Raw genomic sequence first — 20,555 nt, 5'->3', positions numbered from 1 at the left:
GGGGGAAGCACGGGACCCTGATGGACCGCGACGAGGCTGAAACCATCCTGTCGGAAGCCGGCGGCGCGCCGGAGGGCGCCTTCCCGTTGCTGGACGCCGCCATCGCGTGCGCGATCCACGAGGACCCGGCGCGCGATCCGGCCCTCGCCCGGGAGATGGCGGGCATCGGCGTGGAGCGGCTGGCCGAGCGGCTGAAGCGCGAGAGCCCCGAGGAGGCGCTCGCCGAGACCATGGCGGGCGACCTCGGCCTCTCGGGCGACCTCTTCACGCTGGAGGATCCGGACAACGCCGACGTCATCGCCGTAGCGCAGCGCAAGCGCGGCCTGGCGGTGACCGTCGGGCTGTTCTACCTGCACGCCGCGCGCAAATGCGGGCTCACCGTGCAGGGCGTGGATTTCCCCGGCCACTTCCTGCTGCGCATCGAGACCGAGGAGGGGCCGCTGGCGCTGGACCCGTTCTCGGAGGGGCGCGTGGTGCTGCCGTCCGAGCTGACGCGGCGCGCCCTGCACGCCGGCCTGACGCCCAACGTGGCCGACCGGCTGGACCGGCTGATGGCGCCGGTTAGCGACCGGGCCGTGCTGCTGCGGCTGCAGAACATGGTCTTCGCCCGCGCCAGCGCCGCCGGCGACTTCGCCCGCGCCGAACGGGCGGCGCTGCGCCGCGCCCTGCTCGACCCCACCGACCACCGGCCCTGGCTGGACGTGGCCGCCGCCCGCGAGGGCCAGGGCGCCCTGGCCGGCGCGCTGGAAGCCCTGCAGCGCGCCACGGCGCTGGACGGGGGCGCGGCCCTGGCGGCCAGGGCGCAGCGCGAGCGAGTGAGACTGCGGCTGAACTAGCGCTTCCCGCGGCGACCCCCTATGTCGGCTGAGCTTCACCGCCTGAGGAATTCCGCATGTCCCTGAAGGTCGCCGTCCAGATGGATCCCATCGAGGGCATCAACATCGAGGGCGACACGACCTTCCTGATGATGGAGTCGGCGCAGACGCGGGGGCACTCGCTGTTCGTCTACCTGACCGGCACGCTGGCGATGGAGAACGGCCGGGTGTTCGCGCGCGGCCGCGACGTGACGGTGCAGCGCGTGGCGGGCGATCACGCGACACTGGGCGAGGTGCGCCGTGTGGAGCTCAGCGAGTTCGACGTGGTGCTGATGCGGCAGAACCCGCCATTCGACATGCACTACATCGACACGACCTTCTTCCTGGAGATGATCCACCCGAAGACCCTGGTGGTGAACAATCCGGTCGAGGTGCGCAACGCGCCCGAGAAGCTGCTCGTCACCAAGTTCCCGCAGCTGCAGCCGCCGACCCTGATCACCTGGGACAAGGCGGCGATCTACGACTTCCGCGAGCGGCACGGCGACATCGTGATGAAGCCGCTGAACGGCCTGGCCGGGTCGGGCGTCACGCGGCACCTGAAGGACGATCCCAACATCGACGCCTTGCTGGACCTGCACGAGAGCGTCGGGCGCGAGCCGGTGATCGTGCAGAAGTTCCTGCCGTCGGTGGTCAAGGGCGACAAGCGGATCCTGCTGGTGGACGGCGAACCGGTGGGCGCGATCAACCGTGTGCCGAAGAAGGGCCAGATCCGCTCGAACCTGGCGGTCGGCGGCAAGGCCGAGCCCATCGAGCTTTCGGCGCGCGACCGCGAGATCTGCGCGGCCATCGGGCCCGAGTTGAAGGCGCGTGGCCTGATCTTCGTCGGCATCGACGTGATCGGCGATTACCTGACCGAGATCAACGTCACCTCGCCGACGGGCGCCGTGGCGCTCAAGCGCTTCACCGGAATCGACGCCACGGACGTGATGTGGGGCCGGATTGAAGCGCTGCGCGCAAAGGCTTAGGTTGTTTCAGAAGAGACGTCCGGAAGTCACGGAAACGTCTCACCTTCTCCCTAAGTTCCGTTTTTGTTCTTGATCTGAACCTGGCCGTATGCTCGGTTGTGGATAACTTTCGGCTGACCACAAGGGGTTGAGGGAATGTCCGCACGGGTGGTGACTCTGGCCTTCAGCGGCGTGCATGCGGTGCGCGTCGACGTGCAGGTCCAGTTCACTCGTGGCGACTCGAAATTCTTCCTCGTCGGCATGGGCGACAAGGCGGTCTCGGAGAGCCGCGAGCGGGTGCGCGGCGCCTTCCAGGGCATGGGCCTGGCCCTGCCGTCGCGACGCATCATCGCCAACCTGGCGCCCGCCGACCTGCCAAAGGAAGGCAGCCACTACGACCTGCCGATCGCGCTCGCGATCATGGCCGGCATGGGGATCATCCCCGCCGATGCGCTGGAAGGCTGGGCGGCGGTGGGGGAGCTTGCGTTGGACGGACGGATCACGCCGGTGGCGGGCGCCTTGCCCGCGGCGGTGGCGGCGGGCGGGCTGGGCCTGGGGCTGATCTGTCCAGAGGCGTGCGGTCCCGAGGCGGCCTGGGCTGGCGGCACGCGGGTCCTGGCGGCGCCGTCGCTGATCGCGCTGGTCAACCACTTCCGCGGGACCCAGGTGCTGTCACCGCCCGGTCCCGGGGCGATGCTGGAAGCCGACCGGGTCCCCGACCTTCGCGACGTGAAGGGCCAGGAGAACGCCAAGCGGGCGCTGGAGATCGCCGCCGCCGGCGGTCACAACCTCTCCTTTATCGGGCCGCCGGGCTCCGGCAAGTCGATGATGGCCGCGCGGCTGCCGGGCCTCTTGCCGCCGCTGACGCCGGCCGAGCTCCTGGAAACCTCGATGGTGCACTCGATCGCGGGCCTGATCGCCAAGGGCCAGCTCAGCCGCGCCCGGCCGTTCCGCAGCCCGCACCACTCGGCCAGCATGGCGGCGCTGACGGGCGGCGGGCTGAAGGCCAAGCCCGGCGAAGTCAGCCTGGCGCACAATGGAGTGCTGTTCCTGGACGAGCTGCCGGAGTTCGGGGCCCAGGCGCTGGACAGCCTGCGCCAGCCGCTCGAGACCGGCGAGGTCGTGGTGGCCCGCGCCAACGCCCACGTGCGCTATCCGGCCCGCTTCCAGCTGGTGGCGGCGATGAATCCCTGCCGCTGCGGGCATGGCGGCCCGGGCCGTGGCGCCTGCGGGCGCGCGCCGAGATGTCAGACGGACTATCAGGGCCGCATCTCCGGCCCGCTGATGGATCGCATCGACCTGCAGGTGGAGGTGCCGCCGGTGACCGCCGCCGACCTCGCGCTGCCCGCGCCCGCCGAGGGCACGGCGGAGGCCGCCGCGCGGGTGGCCGCCGCCCGCGCGCTGATGGCCGACCGGGCCGAGGGCGTCGAGGGCGCGGCGCTGCTGAACGCCCAGGCCGAGGGTGATTACCTGGAGACGATCGCCGACCTCGACCCGCCGGCCCGCGCCCTGCTCGCCAAGGCGGCCGAGGCCGGCGGCCTGTCCGCGCGGGGCTGGACGCGCACGTTGCGGCTCGCCCGCACCATCGCCGACCTGGAGGGCCCAGGCCCCGTGCGCCGTGTCCACGTGGCCGAGGCGCTGATCTACCGCCGCGTGGCGCCCGGGATGTCGGCGGGGACCTCTTCGATCTCGGCATAGCGGCGCGGCGCCGTGATCGCGCCATAGCCGATGGTCAGAAGTGCAAGGTACTGGAACACGAGCGAGGCCGTGAGGTAGGCCCAGCCGGTGATGCGCGGATCCAGCGCCTTGGCCAGCGCCACCGCGACCGCCAACGCCTGCAGCGCCGCCACCATCAGGGGCCAGAACCGCGGGCTGCGGAGCGCGATCCAGATGAAGAGGCCGAGGAGGAGGACGTCGATCGCGAGGACGGCCCACTGGGTCTCCTCGCTGCGGGCCCTGAAGACGACGAGGGTCATCGCCCAGCCCGCCAGGAAACCGGCGGACGCGAGGCGCTCGTCGTCCCGCCCGCGCCAGACCGCCAGCGCGCAGACCGTCATCAGGACGGTGGGCCAAGCCCAGATGGGAAGCTGGTACGACGACAAAAGAAAACGACCCCCAGCGTTCTCCGAGGGTCGCAATCTTACAACTGTGGCGCTGCGTTGAAACCGCTACGAAGCGACGCGCAGCGACCGCATGCGAACGCGCGTGTGCTCGGCGCCCTGCGGCGGCGGCTTCTCCCCGCCGTCCCCGGTCATCGTCACCGCGCCCAGCCCGATCTGGCCCTGGACGACACTGAGCTCCTTGTGGGTCTCGACGATGGCGCGGCGGGCCTCGGCGAGGGCCATGATCGCCTCGCTGGCGCGCTCGACGGCGTCCTGGCCGATGAGGGCCGAGGCGCCCGCCATCTTGCGAAGGCTGGGCATCACGCCCGTGAGCAGGGCGGTCTTGGCGAGCGCCGCGTCGATGGCGGTCTCGGCTTCAAACAGTGCGCTGGCGACTTGCTCGGCCGCCAGGCGGCGTTCTTTGAGCATCAGTTCTCTCCATGCGCGGCGCTTGGTAACGCCGCGTTCACAGTTTCAGATAACAGGGTTACTTGGCCGTTTAGGCTTAGCGTTAATTCGCAGGCCGCTTCAGGCCTTCAGCAGCGTCGACGCCAGGTCGTTGAGAGCGTGGAGCCCCGCCAGCATGCCCCCGAAGGCGAGGGCGGTGGCGATGGCGATCACCACGATCGCACCGAGCCGGGCGACCGGGCTCAGCTCATTCCGGGCGTACCAAGCTCGGGTTCGCCCTTGAAGTTCTCGTCGAGCAGGACCCAGGTCAGGCAGAGGATCTCGCGCAGCACCATCTCGGACGGCTTGAAAGGCGCCAGCTTCCGGGTCGCGGAAACCAGGTGCCTCGCCATATCCGCCTGGGCCGGTGTCGCCGAGAGGTCCACGAGCTGACGCTCCAGCTGGGTCCAGGAAAAGCCCGGAAGGAGCTCTTCCCGCTTCGCCAGCGCCGGCCACCGGGCCTCGAAGTCGTCGATCTCCCGGCGAAGGCGAAGCGCCCTGCCGATAACCGCTCTGTTCTCGAAACTCGGCCACTCGCCCATGGGACCCTCCCTCAGTTGCCGGCGCATCCGGCCAGCTTTCGGGAGATGTGTCTGTCCTGATCGTGTCCTGTCCTGACGCGATCAGGACAGCGCCGATGTCGAGCTCGCGCAGGAGGCGAGCGGCCTGGAACCGGTCGTCGACGCCCAGCTTGCGCCGCGCGCGATCGCAGTAGGTGTCGACGGACGTCTTGGACATCCCCAGTTCGCGGGCGATCTGCTTGGAGCTGAGATGCTGGTCGACCAGCCGCAGGCAATCACGTTCCCGCGGTGTCAAAGCGTCGACAGCGTTCGTGATGTCAGCCAACGCCCACTCCAGTCCTTAAGGCGCAGTAAACGACGGCTTTCGCGCCGCGTCTACTTTGACGCGTGAATTTGCGGCGTACGCGTTGTTTTGTAGCACGAGACTGTGTCGCTTGACTGACCGTTAAGCCCTCATGCCTAAGCCTTGCGCGCCATGCGCAGACCGTCTCGCCCCTTGTCCGAACGTCGGCCGAGCCGCGCCCAGATCAGCGCGGAGCAGCTCGCGTCGCTGAGCCATGAGTTCCGCACCCCGCTGAACGGCGTGCTGGGCATGGCCCGCCTGCTCGAGGGCACCAAGCTCACCGCCGAGCAGAAGGCCTATGTGTCGGCGCTCCACGACAGCGGCCAGCACCTGCTCACCCTCGTCAACGACGTGCTCGATTTCGCCAAGCTGGGCGCCGGCCGCGTCGAGCTGCACCCAGCGCCGATGGAGCTGGAAAGCCTGTTGCGCGGCGTCGCCGAGCTGCTGTCGCCGCGGGCCCGCGAGAAGGGCCTCGAGATCGCCTGGGCTGCGCCCACCTCGCCCTGCCAGATCCACGCCGACGAAGGCCGCCTGCGCCAGATCCTGCTCAACTTCGCCGGCAACGCCGTGAAGTTCACCGAGCGCGGCGGCGTGCTGATCACCGCGACCCTGCCCGAGCCGGGCCGCCTGCGACTGGCCGTCGAGGATACCGGCCCCGGCGTCTCCAACTCCGACCGCGACCGCATCTTCGAGGCCTTCGCGCAGGCCGACGCGGCGCATGCCGACCTGGGCGGCGCGGGCCTGGGGCTGGCCATCGCCCGGCGGCTCGCCCGCGCCATGGGCGGCGAAGTGGGCGTGGACACCGCCCGCGTGCGCGGCAAGGAGGGCGGCGCCTGCTTCTGGTTCGAAGCCGCGCTGGCGGGCCTTCCAGGCCTGGTCACGCCCCAGCCGCTCGAGGGCCGCCTCGTGGGCGTGGCCTCGCCCAATCCCATCGTGCGCGAAGCCGCCCGGCTGCAGATCGAGGCCTGCGGCGGCAAGGCCGCCATCACCGAAACGCTTGCCGAGGCCGTCGCCCGCACCAAGCCCGGCGACGTTGTGCTGGTGGACGCCAGCCTGGCAGCCGACGGCGGCGCGCTGAAGCCGCCGCCGCAGCGGCCGGCCATCGTGCTACTGGCCCCCGACGAGCGCGACCGGATCGCCCGCTACCGCCGCGCGGGGTTCACCGGCTACCTGATCAAGCCACTGCGTCGCGCCTCGGTCGCCGAGCGCGTGCTGATCGCGGCCGGCGCCGCGAGCGCCGCCGGCGAGGCGCCGCGCGAGGACGAACGCATCGCCACGGCCGCCGCCCCGGGGGCGCGGATCCTGCTGGTCGAGGACAACCCCATCAACGCCCTCCTGGCCCGCGCCCTGCTGACCCGCGAGGGCTGCGAGGTCGAGCATACCGTGGGCGGCGAGGAAGCCCTGGCCGCCTGCGAGGTGGGCGCGTTCGACCTGATCCTGATGGACATGCGCATGCCCGGCCTCTCGGGCGAGGAGACCGCCCGGCGGCTGCGCGCGAGCGGGATCACGACGCCGATCGTGGCGCTCACCGCCAACGCGTTCGAGGACGACCGCCACGCCTGCCTGGCGGCCGGCATGGACGACTTCCTGGTCAAGCCACTGTCGCCCGACAGCCTGCGGGCGGCCCTGACCCGCTGGGCTGCGCCCGGCTTTACGCGGCCCGCGGCGCGCGCCAAGGTCGGCTGATCGGGCGCCGGAGGCGCTCCAGCCGGGACGCCCATGGTCGCCCAAGCCGCACCGAAACCGAAAGGCCACTCCTGGCGCGACGTCCTGGCGGCGCTGCGTCAGCCCAGGGTGCTGATCACCCTCCTGCTCGGGTTCTCGTCCGGGCTGCCGTTCATGTTGACCGGAAACACGCTCGGCTACTGGCTGCGCGAGGAGGGCATCGAACTCGCGACCATCGGTTTCCTGTCGTGGGTCGGCATTGCCTATTCCATGAAGTTCCTCTGGGCGCCGGTGATCGACAAGGTGAGCGTGCCGGTCCTGGGGCGGCTGGGCCGCCGCCGCGGATGGATCGTGCTTTCGCAGCTCGTCGTCGGCAGCGGGCTCTTCGCCATGGCGGCGGTCGGCCCGAGCGGCGGCCTCCTGGCGTTCGCGGGCTTTGCGCTTCTCGTGGCGTTCGCCTCCGCGACCCAGGACATCGTCATCGACGCCTGGCGGATCGAACGCGCGGAGAGCGACGAGGACCTAGGCCTGCTCACGGCCGCGTTCCAACTCGGCTACCGGGCCGCCATCCTCGCGACCGACGCTTGGATCCTGCTCGCCGCAGCCAGGATCGGCTGGAACAACTCCTACGTCCTGTGCGCGCTCGCCGTCGGCGTCGGCCTCACCGCCACGCTCTTCGCCAGCGAGCCGTCGCGCATCCATCCGGACGCGGCTAAGGCGCAGGCGGGTCCGTCGTTGTGGACGCCGCGCGGCCTGGTCGACGCCATCGTCGGGCCGTTTATCGCCTTCTTCCGCGACCACGGGTTCGCCGCAGCCCTGCTCATGCTGGCCGCGATCAGCCTCTATCGCCTGCCCGACTTCGTTATGGGGCCGATGGTGGGACCGCTCTACGTTGACGTGGGCCTTGCGAAGGAGGTCGTGGGCAGCATCCGCACCACCGTCGGCCTCGGCGCCACGATTGTTGGGATCGTGCTGGCCGGCCTGAGCGCGGTGCGACTGGGCTTCGTGCCCACGCTGGTGCTGGGCGCGATCCTCGGACCCGCTTCCAACCTCGCCTTCGCCTGGCTGGCCTATGCGGGCGGCAGCGTGCTCAACCTCAGCCTCGTGCTGATCGTCGACAACGTCGCCACCGGCTTCGCGGGCGCGGCCTTGGTGGCCTACATGTCGAGCCTCACGACCCTCGGGTACACTGCGACGCAGTACGCCCTGCTGTCGAGCTTCTACGCCCTGTTGGGCAAGGTGCTGAAGGGCTTCTCGGGCCAAGTCGTGGAAAGCCTGCAGGGCTCGTACGACCTGATGACGGCCTATGCGCTGTTCTTCACCGGGACAGCCGTCGTGGGCGTCCCCGCGCTGGTCTTGTGCCTGTTGCTCGGCGCCCGACATCGCAGGGAACAACGGCTCGCGCAGGCGGCGACCTAGCTATTCCAGGCACAACACCTGGGCCACCTGCAACTCGCGCCGCAGGTCGTCCGAGACGATGAAGTAGTTCTGCGGCGTGATCGCCTCGCCCGTGGCCGAGGCGTCGGCGCGGCGGCCGTTGGCCACCAGGGTCGCGGTCACCACCTCGGGCGCGGTCGTGTAGATGCGCCCGCGCCGCGGGCTCTCGGCGATGGTGACGCCCAGCACCCGGCCCTGCGCGTCCAGCGCCGGGGCGCCGGAGAGGCCGCCCAGGGTGCCGTGCAGGCCTTCGGTGCGGCCCGTCTCGGCCCAGACCAGAACCGGCTCGTTGCGCGCGCCGTGGCCGCGGACGACCAGGGTCTCGCGGCCCAGCAGCCGCGAGCTGGCCTCGCCGGGCTCGCCCTGGGGAAAGCCGGGGTGGAAGGCGCGCTGGCCGCGGCGCAGCGGCTGGGCGAGCGCCAGCGGCAGCGGCGCGGCGCCGCCTTCGGTGTAGAGCAGCGCCGCCTCGCCGCGCGGATCGACCCAGACCCGCACCGCCACGCCGGTGGACGGACCCACCACGATCACCGGCCGCGAGCAGCCGTCGACCACGTGGCGCGCGGTCAGCCACACGCCGGCGCGGCCGATGGAGAAGGCGGTGCCGGCGGCGGGGCCGGTCTTGGTCGGCACGTCCACCACCACCGACGGATCGAACGGCGACGCCGGGCCCACCACCTCGCCCAGCGGCTCGGCGCCCTTGGGCGGCGGCGGCGGCGCGTCGGTGCGCTCGTCGCGGCCCAGGGCGGCGAACAGCACCGCCACCACGATCGCGGCGTAGACCACCCAATCCGGCAGCCGCGGGAAGCGCATGCCTAGACCATTCGTCGCTTAGGTTGGTTCATTCTCGGCACGACGAATGGTCTATCCTCCAAGCAAGAGTTACGAGCATGCGGCAGCCGCATGCTCGGGGCCACTCTCATCCTCAGCTGCGCGCCGCGGCGATGACGATGGCGGTGGCCAGCTTGGCGCCGACCAGCAGCGCCGCGGCCGACACCTCGCCTTCCTGGATCCGCCGCGGCAGTCCGCGCAGGATCATGTCCACCAGGCGGAAGACCAGCAGCTGGACCACCACCGTGACCACGCCCCACAGCCCGATCTCGATGACGTTGGTCGAGGCCTTCAGCGAGGCGGCCAGCGGGATCGCCAGGCCCAGCAGCACCCCGGCCAGCGACAGGGCTGCGGCCGTGTTGCCCTCGCGGATAAGGGTGATCTCCTTGTGCGGCGTCAGCAGGATGTAGAGCGCCGCCGCCGCGAACAGGATGACGACCGTGACGCCCGCGTGGGCGAGGAACACCGGAAACCCGGCGGCAAAGGCCTGGATCTCAGGCGAAGGTATCGGCATGCGTGGGTTCCCGAACTTGCGGGCGAATCCCTAGCACGACGGCCGAGCTATTTCGAAGCCGCCGCCTCGGCCTTCCGCCGCACGCTGGCGCGCTGCTTCTCGCTCTCGCTCTTCAGCTGGCCGCACGCGGCGAGGATGTCGCGGCCGCGGGGCGTGCGGATGGGCGAGGCGTAGCCGCCGCGGTTCAGGATGGCGGCGAACTGCTCGATGGTGGACCACGACGAGCACTCGTACTCCGTGCCCGGCCACGGGTTGAACGGGATCAGGTTGATCTTGGCCGGGATGCCCTTCAGCAGCTGGACCAGGGCCTTTGCCTCTGCCGGGCTGTCGTTGACGCCCTTCAGCATCACGTACTCGAAGGTCACGCGCTTGGCGTTGGACAGGCCCGGATAGGCGCGGATCGCGGCCATCAGCTCCTTCAGCGGATACTTCTTGTTGAGCGGCACCAGCTTCTCGCGCAGCTCGTCGTTGGTGGCGTGCAGCGAGATGGCCAGCATCGCCTGGGTCTTCTCGCCCAGGTCCTGGAGCTGCGGGACCACGCCCGAGGTCGACACCGTGATCCGCCGGCGCGAGATGGCGATGCCCTCGTGGTCGGCGATGATGTCGATGGCCTGGGCGACGTTGTCGAGATTGTAGAGCGGCTCGCCCATGCCCATGAACACGATGTTCGAGAGCCGGCGGTCCTCCTTGGGTGAGGGCCACTCGCCGAGGTCGTCCCGGGCCACCTGCACCTGGGCCACGATCTCGGCGGCGGTCAGGTTGCGAACCAGCGCCTGGGTGCCGGTGTGGCAGAACGTGCAGTTCAGCGTGCAGCCCACCTGGCTGGAGACGCAGAGCGCGCCGGCGCGGCCGACGTCGGGGATGTAGACGGTCTCGACCTCGATGCCGGGGCCCATGCGGATCAGCCACTTGCGGGTGCCGTCCTTCGAGACCTGCCGCTCGACCACCTCGGGGCGGGCGAGGCTGAAGGTCTCGGCCAGGACCGCGCGGGTCTCCTTGGCCACGTCGGTCATCTGGGCGAAGTCAGTGACGCCGTAGTGGTGCAGCCAGCGCCAGAGCTGGCTGGCGCGCATCTTGGCCTTCTCCGCGGGCACCGCGCCGTGCTCGACCAGCGCAGCCGCCAGCTCCTGGCGGGAGAGGCCCGTCAGGTTGGGGGGCGCAGCGGGTTTCGCCGGCGCGCGGCTGAGATCGAGGGTCACGCCCAAGTGCGGAGGTCCTTCCGGAAGGCGGCGAATATAGGTGACACACCCCTTCCTTCCAAATTGCTGCATCGCCGCACCTTCAAACAGCTGTTCGAAACGGCTAGGGTCGCGCGCAATCGATCAGAGACAATTGGGAGAGACGTCCATGAAAGCGCTGCTCAGCAAGGCTGTCGGCGGGCCTGAGACCTTGGTGCTGGAGGACGTTCCTTCTCCCGAAGCCAAACCTGGTTTCGCCGTGGTCGAGGTGAAGGCCGTGGGCGTGAACTTCCCCGACGTGCTGATCATCGAGGACAAGTACCAGTTCAAGCCGGCCCGGCCGTTCGCGCCGGGCGGCGAGATCAGCGGGATCGTCAAGTCCGTCGGCGAAGGCGTCACCAACGTGAAGCCTGGCGACCGCGTGCTGGGCAACACCGGCTGGGGCGGCATGGCCGAGGAGCTGGCGCTCGAGGCCCATCGGCTGGTGAAGATCCCGGACTCCATGCCGTTCGACGACGCGGCCGCCTTCATCATGACCTATGGCACCAGCTGGCACGCGCTGAAGGACCGCGCGAACCTGCAGCCCGGCCAGTCGCTGCTGGTGCTGGGCGCCGCCGGCGGCGTCGGCCTCGCGGCCGTCGAGCTCGGCAAGGCCATGGGCGCCACCGTGATCGCCGCCGCCTCCAGCCAGGAGAAGGTCGACCTGTGCCTCTCGCGCGGCGCCGCCTCGGGCGTCGTCTATCCGAAGGGCCCATTCGACAAGGAGGGCCAGAAGGCGCTGGGCGCGCTCTTCAAGGACGCCACCGGCCCCAACGGCGCCGACGTGATCTACGACGCCATCGGCGACGCCTACGCCGAGCCGGCGCTGCGCTCGATCGCCTGGGAGGGCAAGTACCTGGTGGTGGGCTTCGCCGCCGGCGAGATCCCGAAGATCCCGCTGAACCTGGCGCTGCTGAAGGGCTGCGAGATCGTGGGAGTCTTCTGGGGCTCGTGGGTCGGCCGCAACCCGAAGAAGCACCAGGAGAGCGTCGCCCAGCTGATGCAGATGTACGTGGACGGCAAGATCAAGCCGCACGTCTCCGAGCGCTTCACCCTGGCCGACGCCTCCAAGGCCATCGCCCACCTCGCCAGCCGCAAGGCCATGGGCAAGGTGGTGGTGACGGTCTGAGCGGACGCGACCTGTCCGGGTTCAGGCCGCCTCTTTCCGCGCGGTCCAGCGCGCGATCGCGCCGAGCAGTTCCGCCGCGTCGATCGGCTTGCCGATATGGTCGTTCATGCCGGCCGCGAGGCAAGCCGCCTTGTGGTCGGGCAGGATGTTGGCCGACAGCGCCACGATCGGCGTGCTCCGGTTGAGGTCGCTGTTGGCCCGGATGGCGGTCGTGGCGGCGAGTCCGTCCATGCCCGGCATCTGCAGATCCATGAGGATCAGATCGAAGGGCTGCCGCAACGAGGCCTGAACCGCCGCGGCGCCGCCGTCCGCCTCGACGAGCTCCACGCCGAAGGGCGCGAGCATCGCCCCGACCAGCTCGCGGTTCACCGACACGTCGTCGACCATCAGGATGCGGATCGCGCCCACCTCCGCGCTGGCCAAGGGCGCTGAGGTGGGCGCCGCCGCCGGCGCGGCCGACGTGAGGGGAATGGCGAACCAGAAGGTCGATCCCGCCCCGGGCCGGCTCTCCACGCCGATCTCGCCGCCCATCAGTTCGACGAGCCCCTTGGAGATGGCCAGGCCAAGGCCGGTGCCGCCCTGGCGCCGCGTACTGGAGCCGTCGACCTGTGAGAAGCGCTGGAACAACCGTCCGGCGACGTCGGGCGGGACACCCACGCCGGTGTCGAGAACCGCGATCCTGAGTCGCGTGCCTGCGTCGAGCAGGTGCGCCTGGACGGTGACGCCGCCGGCCTCGGTGAACTTCACGGCGTTGGTGAGGAGGTTGAGCAGCACCTGCCGCAGGCGCGCACCGTCTGCCGCGATGCAGGCCGGCAGGTCTTCGGCCAGCGCGACGGTGACGGCTAACCCCTTGGCCGCGGCCTGGTCGCGGACGAGGTCTGCGACTTCGTCGACGAACGCCCGCGGATCCAGCGGATGCGGGTCGAGATGCACCTGCTCCGCCTCGAGCTTGGAGAAGTCGAGCACATCGTTGACCACCGCAAGCAGCGCCTTACCACTGGTATGGATGCGCGCGGCGTATCGGCTGGCGTCCGGGGGCAGGTCCTCGATCATCTCGAGAAGGCCGGCGAACCCGATCACGCCGGTGAGCGGGGTTCGGATCTCGTGGCTCATGTTGGCCAGGAACTCGCTTTTGGCCACGGCCGCCGCCTCGGCTTCGGCCGTCTTGCGGCGAAGCTCTTCCTCTAGGGCGACCCGCGCGGTCACGTCGCGGAGGGTCGCCATCGCCCCGACGTAGCACCCGTCGTCGTCGGCTATGGGCGTGGTGGCGCCCTCGAGGACGACCGAAGCGCCGCTCGGCGACAGGGTGCGCCAGACGCTGTGTTCCACAGCCGGCAGGGGACGGCCGGCCACCAGGTCCGCGAGGAAGCCGTCGTGGCGCCCCCACTCGCTCGGATCTAGGAACTCGCGGACGCTGCGGCCGACCAGCGCCGAGGGATCGGGCACATAGGCGCGCGCCGCCGGGGAAAGGTATTCCAGCCGACCCTGCACGTCGTAGCGGATGATGATGTCGGGCGAGCGCTCGGCCAACTGGCGGTAGCGCGCCTCGCTCTCGGCGAGCTGTGCGGTGGCGGCGCGCTCCAGCCGGCGGCTCCGGTCGAGGTTGTGGTGGACCGCGCGCAGGGCCGCGTAGACGACGTAGGGACTGGCGAACAGCGTCACCAGTTGCCAGGGCAGGTCGCGCTGCACGAGTAGCGCCGCTGCCGCGCCCTGGACGAGCACAACCCCCGCGATGGGCGCCGCAAGGTTTATCCAGAGACGGCGCGGCGCATCGTAGTCGCGGGCCAGGATCTGGAACATCACGACGCCGAAGAGGGTCACGCCCAGCGTCTGCGCGGCGCCGATGTGGAAGAATGAGAGGTAGAGACCGGCGACCGAGTAGCCGGCCGCGGCCAGCCAGGCGAACGGATTGAAGCCGAGCCCGTCGCCCGCGGTCGTGCGCGCGCGCCAGGCGTGCTCCGCGGCGAGCAGGGCCGCCATCACCGCGAGCCACGCGCCGGGCAACCGCCAGCTTGCGAAAGGGACCGCCGCGGCGAAGACGACCAGCGCCGAGACGGCGCCCAGCGCGGGGCGGGAAGCCGCGGGGTCCGCCACGAGCGCGCGGCCGAGATCGGCGGCGCGCGCGAGCGCGGCGCCGAGAATGGTCCGGTCCTGCGACGCGCCGAAGGCCATGGCCCATGACCTAGCCCGCAAGCCCTGAAGATTTCGTTCGCGCTTCCGAGGGGCGCGGCGCCAAGAAATGGGTGACAGGGCCGCGGGTCGCCGCCTAGTTATCGCCGATAACCAACGAGAGGGGGATGCGATGGCGGGGCGGCTCGAGGGCAAGGTCGCGGTGATCACCGGCGGGGTCTCGGGCATCGGCCTGGGGACCCTGGAGCTGTTCGTCGCCGAGGGCGCCAAGGTGGTGGCCGCCGACATCCAGGACGAGAAGGGGGCGATGCTGGAGCGGCGCTTCCCGGGCAAGGTCCGCTACGCCCACTGCGACGTAACGAAGGAGGCCGAGATCGCCGCGGCGCTCAAGCTCGCGGCGGACGAGTTCGGCGGCCTCGACATCCTCTTCAACAACGCCGGCATCTCGGACGGCATGCGCGAGCTCGTGTCCATCGAGGCCGAGACGTGGAGCTGGATCTACGACGTGCTGGTGCGTGGGCCGGCGTTGGGCATGAAGCACGCCGTGCCGCTGATGCTGGCGCGCGGCGGCGGCGCGATCGTCAACACCGCCTCGATCGCGGGCCTGCAGGCCGGCTGGGGCCCGATCGCCTATTCGTCGGCCAAGGCGGCGGTGATCCACATGACGCGGGTGGCGGCGGCGCAGCTTTCGCCGCAAAAGATCCGGGTGAACGCCATCTGCCCCGGCCTCATCGCCACCTCGATCTTCGGCGCCTCGCTGGGGCTGCCGCGCGCCGTCGCCGACCAGATGGCCGCCCGGGTCGCCGAGCACGCCGCCAAGGTGCAGCCGGTGCCGAAGCCCGGACTGCCCGACGACATCGCCCAGGCGGCGCTCTACCTGGCCTCGGACGCCTCGGCGTTCGTGACCGGCACGCACCTGGTGGTCGACGGCGGCATCACCGTGGGCTCGCGGCACAGCTGGGACCAGAGCGGCCCCTCGCCCTTCGCCGAGCTGTTCGGCGACGCCTTCGCGCCCCAGCCGCAAGAGACGTGACCGAAACGGCCGCCCCGCGCGCGACCGATAACCTGCGGGGCGCGCTTTGGATGCTGGGCTCGGCGCTGGGCTTCACGGCCATGACCGTGCTGATCAAGTTCCTCGGCGACGACTACCCCGCCACCCTGCAGACCTTCTACCGCCAGGCCGCCGGCCTGGTGATCCTGCTGCCGATCATCCTGCGGCGCGGGAAGGCGGCCTACGCCACGACCCGGCCGGGGATCCTGTTCTTCCGCTCGGCGGCGGGCACGCTGGGGATGATCCTGTCGTTCTACGCCTTCCAGGAGATGCCGCTGGCCGACGCCAACGCGCTCTCCTTCACCCGCACGCTCTGGCTGGTTCCGCTGGCGGCCTTCGTGGTCCGCGAAACGGTGGGTCCCCTGCGGATCGGGGCCGCAGTGGTGGGCTTCCTGGGCGTGCTCTTGATGGTGCGGCCGGGCGCAGGCGGCGAGTTCGCCCTGGGCCTGCCGGCGCTGGCCATGCTGACCGCCTCGTTCCTCTTCGCGCTCACCATCACGGGCATGAAGGTGATGACCCGCGACCACTCGCCGACCGTGCTGCTGGTCTGGGCCGCGACGCTGGGCTTCATCTTCGCGATCCCCGGCGCCTTCATCTCCTGGCGCTGGCCCGACCCTGAGGACCTGGCCCTGCTCTGCCTGATGGGCGTGCTCGGGACCATCACCCAGGCCTGCTACATCAAGGGCATGCAGGCCGGCGACGCCGCGGCCATGGCGCCCATCGACTACACCCGCCTGGTGTTCACCGTCGCCGCCGGCTTTCTGATCTTCCACGAGCTCCCGAACGTGTGGACGATGGCCGGCGCCGGCGTCGTGGTCGCCTCGACCCTGTTCATCACCATCCGCGAGCAGCAGTTGGCAAGGTCGGCGAAGCTCAGCGCGACGCCCGACAGCCAGTAGCCCGCCCTCACTCCCCCCGCAGCCGCTCGATATCCCGCTTCGCCGCGAGCTTGTGCTTGGGCTTCAGGTTGCGGCCGATGATGGCCATGAGCGCCGTGAACACCGCCGCGTCGTCGGTGTAGCCGAGGCCGGCGATGAAGTCGGGGATCGCGTCGACCGGCAGGACGAAGTAGGCCAGCGCCGCCAGCATCATCCCCTTGGCCGCGATGGGCGTATCGTCGTCCTTGGCGCAGTACCAGACGCTCAGAGCCTCCTTGGCGAACGGGATCTGCGCGGCGACGCGGCGGATCTTGGGCCAGAAGCCCAGGTCCACGCGCTGCTCGTTCAGCTTCATCACCGACGGCACCAGCGCGCGGCTGGGCTCGATCTCCTTCTCGGGATCGAAGGTGACGTCAGGTGACGCTTTTTCCGGGGCGCTCATGGCGCTAAGCCTTCGCCGATTTTACTTACGCCATCATATGGGAGCTCGGCGTCCATGGAACTCAATTCATCCGTCGCGGCGGTGGTCACGGGCGGCGCCTCGGGCCTCGGCGAAGCGACCGTGCGGGCGCTCGCGGCCAAGGGCGTGAAGGTCGCCATCTTCGACATGAACGAACAGAAGGGCGAAGCGGTCGCCTCCGAAGTGGGCGGCGTCTTCTGCAAATGCAACGTCACCTCGGAGGAAGAAGTCGACGCGGCGTTCGCCAAGGCCCGCGCCGCGCACGGCCAGGAACGGATCCTGGTGAACTGCGCCGGCACCGGCAACGCGATCAAGACCGCCAGCCGCGACAAGCAGACAGGCGAGACCAAGCACTTCCCGCTGGATGCGTTCAACTGGATCATCCAGATCAACCTGGTCGGCACGTTCCGCTGCATCGCCAAGTCGGCGAAGGGCATGCTCGACCTGGAGCCAATCGACGGCGAGCGCGGCACGATCGTGAACACCGCGAGCGTCGCGGCCGAGGACGGCCAGATGGGCCAGGCGGCCTATTCGGCGTCGAAGGGCGGCGTGGTCGGCATGACGCTGCCGATCGCCCGCGACCTGGCCGGCGACGGCATCCGGGTGAACACCATCCTGCCCGGCATCTTCAACACCCCGCTGATGAACGCGGCCCCGCCGCAGGTGAAGGAGGCGCTGGCCGCCTCGGTGCCGTTCCCGAAGCGCCTGGGTAACGCCGAGGACTACGCCTCGCTGGCGCTGGAGATGATCACCAACCCCTACTTCAACGGCGAAGACGTCCGCCTCGACGGCGCCATCCGGATGGCCCCGCGGTAGGACGAACCGCATCGACGAGACTGGCGAGCCTCCGCGCAAGCGGAGGCTCTCTTATCTATGGAACCGCGGAATTCGCGGAATAGCGCGGAAGGCGCAGCTTCGATTCCGCGTCCTTCCGCGTTTTCCGCGGTTCTCTAATAGCGCCTGCGGCGCGTTGGGCGGCTGGCGCCCATGAGGCCGCCGAGGACACCGCGGATGAGCTCGCGGCCGACCTGACTGCCGATGGTGCGCAGCATCGACTTGGCGAAGGCCTCGCCCATGCCCTGGCGGTTGGAGGCGCGCGGCGCGCGGCGGGGCTCTGGCGGCGCGGCGTCGGCCCAGCCGGCGTCGCGGGCCGGCGCCCCAGCCGGCTCAGTGGCCGCCTGCTGGGCGCGGGCGGCCAGCATCTCGTAGGCCGACTCCCGGTCCTTCACCTCGTCGTAGAGGCCGCGCACCGGGCTCGCGCCCATGATGCTGGTCCGCTCGGGCGGAGTGATCGGCCCCAGGCGCGAGACCGGCGGCCGGATCAGCGTCTTCTGCACCACCGTGGGCGCGCCCTTCTCGTCCAGCACCGAGACCAGCGCCTCGCCGACCCCCAGCCCCTGGATCGCCTCGGCGGTGTCGAAGGCCGGATTGGGGCGGAAGCTCTCGCTGGCCGCCTTCAGGCCGCGCTGTTCGGCGGGCGTGTAGGCGCGCAGGGCGTGCTGCACGCGATTGCCGAGCTGGCCCAGCACGGTGTCGGGGATGTCGGCCGGGTTCTGGGTGACGAAGTAGACGCCGACGCCCTTCGAGCGGATCAGCCGCACCACCTGCTCGACCTTCTCCAGCAGCGAGGAGGGCGCGTCGCGGAACAGCAGGTGCGCCTCGTCGAAGAAGAACACCAGCCGCGGTTTCTCGGGGTCGCCCACCTCCGGCAGCTCCTCGAAGAGCTCGCTCATCAGCCAGAGCAGGAAGGTGGCGTAGAGCCGGGGCGTCGAGATCAGCTTGTTGGCCGCCAGCACGCTGACGAAGCCGCGGCCCGAGCCGTCTGTGCGCATCAGGTCCGAGAGCTGCAGCGCCGGCTCGCCGAAGATGTTGGCGCCGCCCTGGTCCTCCAGCACAAGGAGCTTGCGCTGGATGGTGGCGATGGTGGTCGGCGAGATGTTGCCATACTGGGCCGAGAGCGCCTTGGCGTTCTCGACGCCGTAGGCCAGCGCCGCGCGCAGGTCCTTGAGGTCGAGGAGCAGCAGGCCCTCTTCGTCGGCGGCGCGGAAGACGACCGAGAGCACGCCCTCCTGCACGTCGTTCAGCTCGAGGATCCGCGATAGCAGCAGCGGCCCCATCTCGGAGACCGTGGCGCGGATCGGGTGGCCCTGCTCGCCGAACAGGTCCCAGAAGACGGTGGGCGCGGCCATCGGGTTGATCGTCAGGTTCATCGCCTGGGCGCGGGCCAGCATCTTCTCGTTGGGTGTGCCGGCGACGGCGATGCCCGAGAGGTCGCCCTTCACGTCGGCGCAGAACACCGGAACGCCGGCGTCGGACAGCCCCTGGGCGATTACCTGCAGGGTCACCGTCTTGCCGGTGCCGGTCGCGCCGGCCACGAGGCCGTGGCGGTTGGCCCGGTGGAGCAGGAGCTGCTCGGGATGGTCCGAAAACCCGATCAGGACGCCGTTGTCGCTCATGCCCAGCCACTCCGCTTCGCGCCGCAGGCGCTGTCTTTTGAACCACGGAAAACACGGAAAACACAGAAGGGGACTGAGCGCCCGGAGTTCGTCCGGCTCTCTTCCGTGTTCTTCTGTGTTTTCTGTGGTTGAATCAATTTCGGCGCTGACGCACCCCGAGCGTGACGATTTGGCGACGGTTCGTGCTGAAAATCGGCGTCGGCAGGGCAAAGGCGCTCCCAATCCGCAATAAACCCGGGTAGAGCACGCCCGATTTGACGGCGGCGCCGACGCCGCCGACATTGCCGCCGAGCTTCCCCCGAAAGCGCGCATGCCCGCTGGACGACATTCGCTGGCCGCCGACCCGGTCTCGCGCAACGCACTGATCATCCTCGCGACGATCGCGGGCGGGGTGGTGCTCTACGTGCTGGCCGACATCCTGACGCCGCTGGCGCTGGCCATCTTCCTGGCGGTGATGATCGATGGGTTCGCCCGCGTGCTCGAGGCGCGGGTGCCCGTGGTCTCGCGCCGGTTCGCCACGCCGCTCGCCATCGTCCTATCGGTGGCGATGTTCGGCGGGGCGGCCTTCTTCATCGCCGACAACGCCGCCGCGTTCGGCAGCCAGCTCGTCGCCTACACGCCGAAGCTGAACGACCTGATCGCCCGCGTCGCCGGGCTGATCGGTATGGAGGCGCCGCCGTCGCTGACCCAGCTTGTGCGCCAGCTGAACCCGGCCAGCTACCTGGGCCAGATCGCCCGCGGGCTGCAGGACTTCCTCTCCACCGCGGCCTTCGTGCTGGTCTACCTGGGCTTCATCCTGGCCTCGCGGAGGGGCTGGGAACGCAAGGTCATCCACCTGTTCTCCTCCCGCGAGGAGCGCCAGGAGGCGACCGCCGCATTCACGCGCATCCGCAACGGTGTGGAGCAGTACCTGTGGGTGCAGACCGTCACCGGCCTGATGATCGCCGGGGCCTCGTGGATCGTCATGGCCGTGGTCGGCCTCGACAACGCGCTGTTCTGGGCGATCCTGATCTTCTTCGCCTCGTACATCCCGGTGGTGGGCGGCATCGTCGCGGTGGCCGCGCCGCCGATCTTCGCGCTCCTGCAGTTCGACACCCTGTGGCAGGCGATCGCCCTGTTCGTGGTGCTGCAGGCGATCACCACCTTCGTGGGCAACGTGATCCTGCCGCGCATGCAGGGCCAGAGCCTGAACATCGATCCCATCGTGCTCCTGCTGGCGCTGGCCTTCTGGAGCGTGGTCTGGGGCCTGACCGGGGCCTTCCTGTCGACCCCGCTGACCACCGTGATGATGGTGATCCTGGCCCAGTTCCCGGGGTCGCGCTGGATCGCCGTGATCCTCAGCGAGAACGGCGACCCCGGCGAGCTGAAGCGCCAGACCGAGCGCGCCCCGGACGAGGCCGGGGTCGAAGATCAGCCCTCGACCGCCCCCAAACGCCGCTCAAAGAACTTGCGATCCGGGACTTAAATTCCATGCCCGCCTACCTATCTAATGTTGGCTGGACGACAGAGTCGCCTGGCAGGTGCGTCCGTTCCCCAACCCCACGGGCGCAGCGAGCAC

General features: G+C 70.1%; 19 protein-coding genes and 1 pseudogene. 10 read left to right on the top strand and 10 right to left on the bottom strand.

Features of this window, described 5'->3' with window-relative positions; all coding sequences use genetic code 11:
- The first annotated feature begins 20 nt into the window (after nucleotides 1-20).
- From VGD44_RS03560 to VGD44_RS03550, 3 genes are all read left to right on the top strand, one after another.
- Nucleotides 21-836 (top strand): transglutaminase family protein, encoded by an 816-nt coding sequence (locus tag VGD44_RS03560; protein WP_331083928.1) that lies wholly within the window; start codon nucleotides 21-23, stop codon nucleotides 834-836.
- Between the two features lie 56 nt (nucleotides 837-892).
- Complete coding sequence (gshB, locus tag VGD44_RS03555; RefSeq protein ID WP_331083927.1) at nucleotides 893-1,840, top strand: glutathione synthase; 948 nt, start codon at nucleotides 893-895, stop codon at nucleotides 1,838-1,840.
- Nucleotides 1,841-1,975: 135 nt separating this feature from the next.
- Nucleotides 1,976-3,517 carry a YifB family Mg chelatase-like AAA ATPase gene (locus VGD44_RS03550; RefSeq protein WP_331083925.1) on the top strand — a complete coding sequence of 514 codons (1,542 nt, stop codon included), beginning with the start codon at nucleotides 1,976-1,978 and terminating at the stop codon, nucleotides 3,515-3,517.
- On the opposite strand, the gene VGD44_RS03545 is transcribed toward VGD44_RS03550, so the two are convergent.
- The 4 genes and pseudogenes from VGD44_RS03545 to VGD44_RS26480 all read right to left on the bottom strand — a co-directional run.
- Nucleotides 3,463-3,876, bottom strand: coding sequence for a hypothetical protein (locus VGD44_RS03545; protein WP_331083923.1), 414 nt, complete (start codon nucleotides 3,874-3,876; stop codon nucleotides 3,463-3,465). The two genes, VGD44_RS03550 and VGD44_RS03545, sit on opposite strands and share 55 nt — an antisense overlap.
- 111 nt (nucleotides 3,877-3,987) lie before the next feature.
- Nucleotides 3,988-4,350 carry a hypothetical protein gene (locus tag VGD44_RS03540; protein WP_331083921.1) on the bottom strand — a complete coding sequence of 121 codons (363 nt, stop codon included), beginning with the start codon at nucleotides 4,348-4,350 and terminating at the stop codon, nucleotides 3,988-3,990.
- A 221-nt stretch (nucleotides 4,351-4,571) separates the two neighbouring features.
- The gene (locus tag VGD44_RS03535; RefSeq protein ID WP_331083919.1) at nucleotides 4,572-4,910 is read right to left on the bottom strand and encodes a hypothetical protein; all 339 of its coding nucleotides are present in this window, start codon (nucleotides 4,908-4,910) and stop codon (nucleotides 4,572-4,574) included.
- 124 nt (nucleotides 4,911-5,034) lie between these two features.
- Nucleotides 5,035-5,214: pseudogene (locus VGD44_RS26480) on the bottom strand (LuxR C-terminal-related transcriptional regulator); the annotation flags it as partial.
- A 171-nt stretch (nucleotides 5,215-5,385) separates the two neighbouring features.
- On the opposite strand from VGD44_RS26480, the gene VGD44_RS03530 reads away from it, so the two are divergent.
- The gene (locus VGD44_RS03530) at nucleotides 5,386-6,918 is read left to right on the top strand and encodes a response regulator (RefSeq protein ID WP_331083917.1); all 1,533 of its coding nucleotides are present in this window, start codon (nucleotides 5,386-5,388) and stop codon (nucleotides 6,916-6,918) included.
- A 33-nt stretch (nucleotides 6,919-6,951) separates the two neighbouring features.
- The gene (locus tag VGD44_RS03525; RefSeq protein WP_331083915.1) at nucleotides 6,952-8,316 is read left to right on the top strand and encodes an AmpG family muropeptide MFS transporter; all 1,365 of its coding nucleotides are present in this window, start codon (nucleotides 6,952-6,954) and stop codon (nucleotides 8,314-8,316) included.
- On the opposite strand, the gene VGD44_RS03520 is transcribed toward VGD44_RS03525, so the two are convergent.
- From VGD44_RS03520 to rlmN, 3 genes are all read right to left on the bottom strand, one after another.
- Complete coding sequence (locus VGD44_RS03520; RefSeq protein ID WP_331083914.1) at nucleotides 8,317-9,144, bottom strand: serine protease; 828 nt, start codon at nucleotides 9,142-9,144, stop codon at nucleotides 8,317-8,319.
- A 112-nt stretch (nucleotides 9,145-9,256) separates the two neighbouring features.
- Nucleotides 9,257-9,676 carry a DUF350 domain-containing protein gene (locus VGD44_RS03515; protein WP_331083913.1) on the bottom strand — a complete coding sequence of 140 codons (420 nt, stop codon included), beginning with the start codon at nucleotides 9,674-9,676 and terminating at the stop codon, nucleotides 9,257-9,259.
- 47 nt (nucleotides 9,677-9,723) lie between these two features.
- A complete protein-coding gene (gene rlmN, locus VGD44_RS03510) occupies nucleotides 9,724-10,881 on the bottom strand; it encodes a 23S rRNA (adenine(2503)-C(2))-methyltransferase RlmN (RefSeq protein WP_331083911.1) in 1,158 nt (385 codons plus the stop codon).
- A 142-nt stretch (nucleotides 10,882-11,023) separates the two neighbouring features.
- Here rlmN and VGD44_RS03505 point away from each other — a divergent pair, with 142 nt between their 5' ends.
- On the top strand, nucleotides 11,024-12,022 hold the full coding sequence (locus VGD44_RS03505) for an NADPH:quinone oxidoreductase family protein (protein WP_331083910.1): 999 nt from the start codon (nucleotides 11,024-11,026) through the stop codon (nucleotides 12,020-12,022).
- A 21-nt stretch (nucleotides 12,023-12,043) separates the two neighbouring features.
- On the opposite strand, the gene VGD44_RS03500 is transcribed toward VGD44_RS03505, so the two are convergent.
- Nucleotides 12,044-14,194, bottom strand: coding sequence for a hybrid sensor histidine kinase/response regulator (locus VGD44_RS03500; RefSeq protein WP_331083908.1), 2,151 nt, complete (start codon nucleotides 14,192-14,194; stop codon nucleotides 12,044-12,046).
- A 130-nt stretch (nucleotides 14,195-14,324) separates the two neighbouring features.
- On the opposite strand from VGD44_RS03500, the gene VGD44_RS03495 reads away from it, so the two are divergent.
- Complete coding sequence (locus VGD44_RS03495; protein WP_331083906.1) at nucleotides 14,325-15,185, top strand: SDR family oxidoreductase; 861 nt, start codon at nucleotides 14,325-14,327, stop codon at nucleotides 15,183-15,185.
- A complete protein-coding gene (locus tag VGD44_RS03490; protein WP_331083904.1) occupies nucleotides 15,182-16,102 on the top strand; it encodes a DMT family transporter in 921 nt (306 codons plus the stop codon). The genes VGD44_RS03495 and VGD44_RS03490 overlap by 4 nt, the downstream gene beginning before the upstream one ends.
- A 7-nt stretch (nucleotides 16,103-16,109) precedes the next feature.
- Here VGD44_RS03490 and VGD44_RS03485 read toward each other — a convergent pair whose 3' ends face one another.
- The gene (locus tag VGD44_RS03485) at nucleotides 16,110-16,523 is read right to left on the bottom strand and encodes a YkvA family protein (RefSeq protein WP_331083902.1); all 414 of its coding nucleotides are present in this window, start codon (nucleotides 16,521-16,523) and stop codon (nucleotides 16,110-16,112) included.
- Nucleotides 16,524-16,577: 54 nt separating this feature from the next.
- Between VGD44_RS03485 and VGD44_RS03480 the strand changes: the two genes are divergently transcribed.
- Nucleotides 16,578-17,357 (top strand): SDR family NAD(P)-dependent oxidoreductase, encoded by a 780-nt coding sequence (locus VGD44_RS03480; RefSeq protein ID WP_331083901.1) that lies wholly within the window; start codon nucleotides 16,578-16,580, stop codon nucleotides 17,355-17,357.
- 134 nt (nucleotides 17,358-17,491) lie between these two features.
- On the opposite strand, the gene VGD44_RS03475 is transcribed toward VGD44_RS03480, so the two are convergent.
- On the bottom strand, nucleotides 17,492-18,997 hold the full coding sequence (locus VGD44_RS03475) for a helicase HerA-like domain-containing protein (RefSeq protein WP_331083898.1): 1,506 nt from the start codon (nucleotides 18,995-18,997) through the stop codon (nucleotides 17,492-17,494).
- 310 nt (nucleotides 18,998-19,307) lie between these two features.
- Between VGD44_RS03475 and VGD44_RS03470 the strand changes: the two genes are divergently transcribed.
- A complete protein-coding gene (locus VGD44_RS03470) occupies nucleotides 19,308-20,462 on the top strand; it encodes an AI-2E family transporter (RefSeq protein ID WP_331083896.1) in 1,155 nt (384 codons plus the stop codon).
- Nucleotides 20,463-20,555: the final 93 nt, after the last annotated feature.

This window comes from Phenylobacterium sp., assembly GCF_036402295.1.
Lineage (GTDB): Bacteria > Pseudomonadota > Alphaproteobacteria > Caulobacterales > Caulobacteraceae > Phenylobacterium.
The sequence above is the reverse complement of the archived record's forward strand: the minus strand, read 5'-3'. Positions and strand labels throughout refer to the sequence as shown.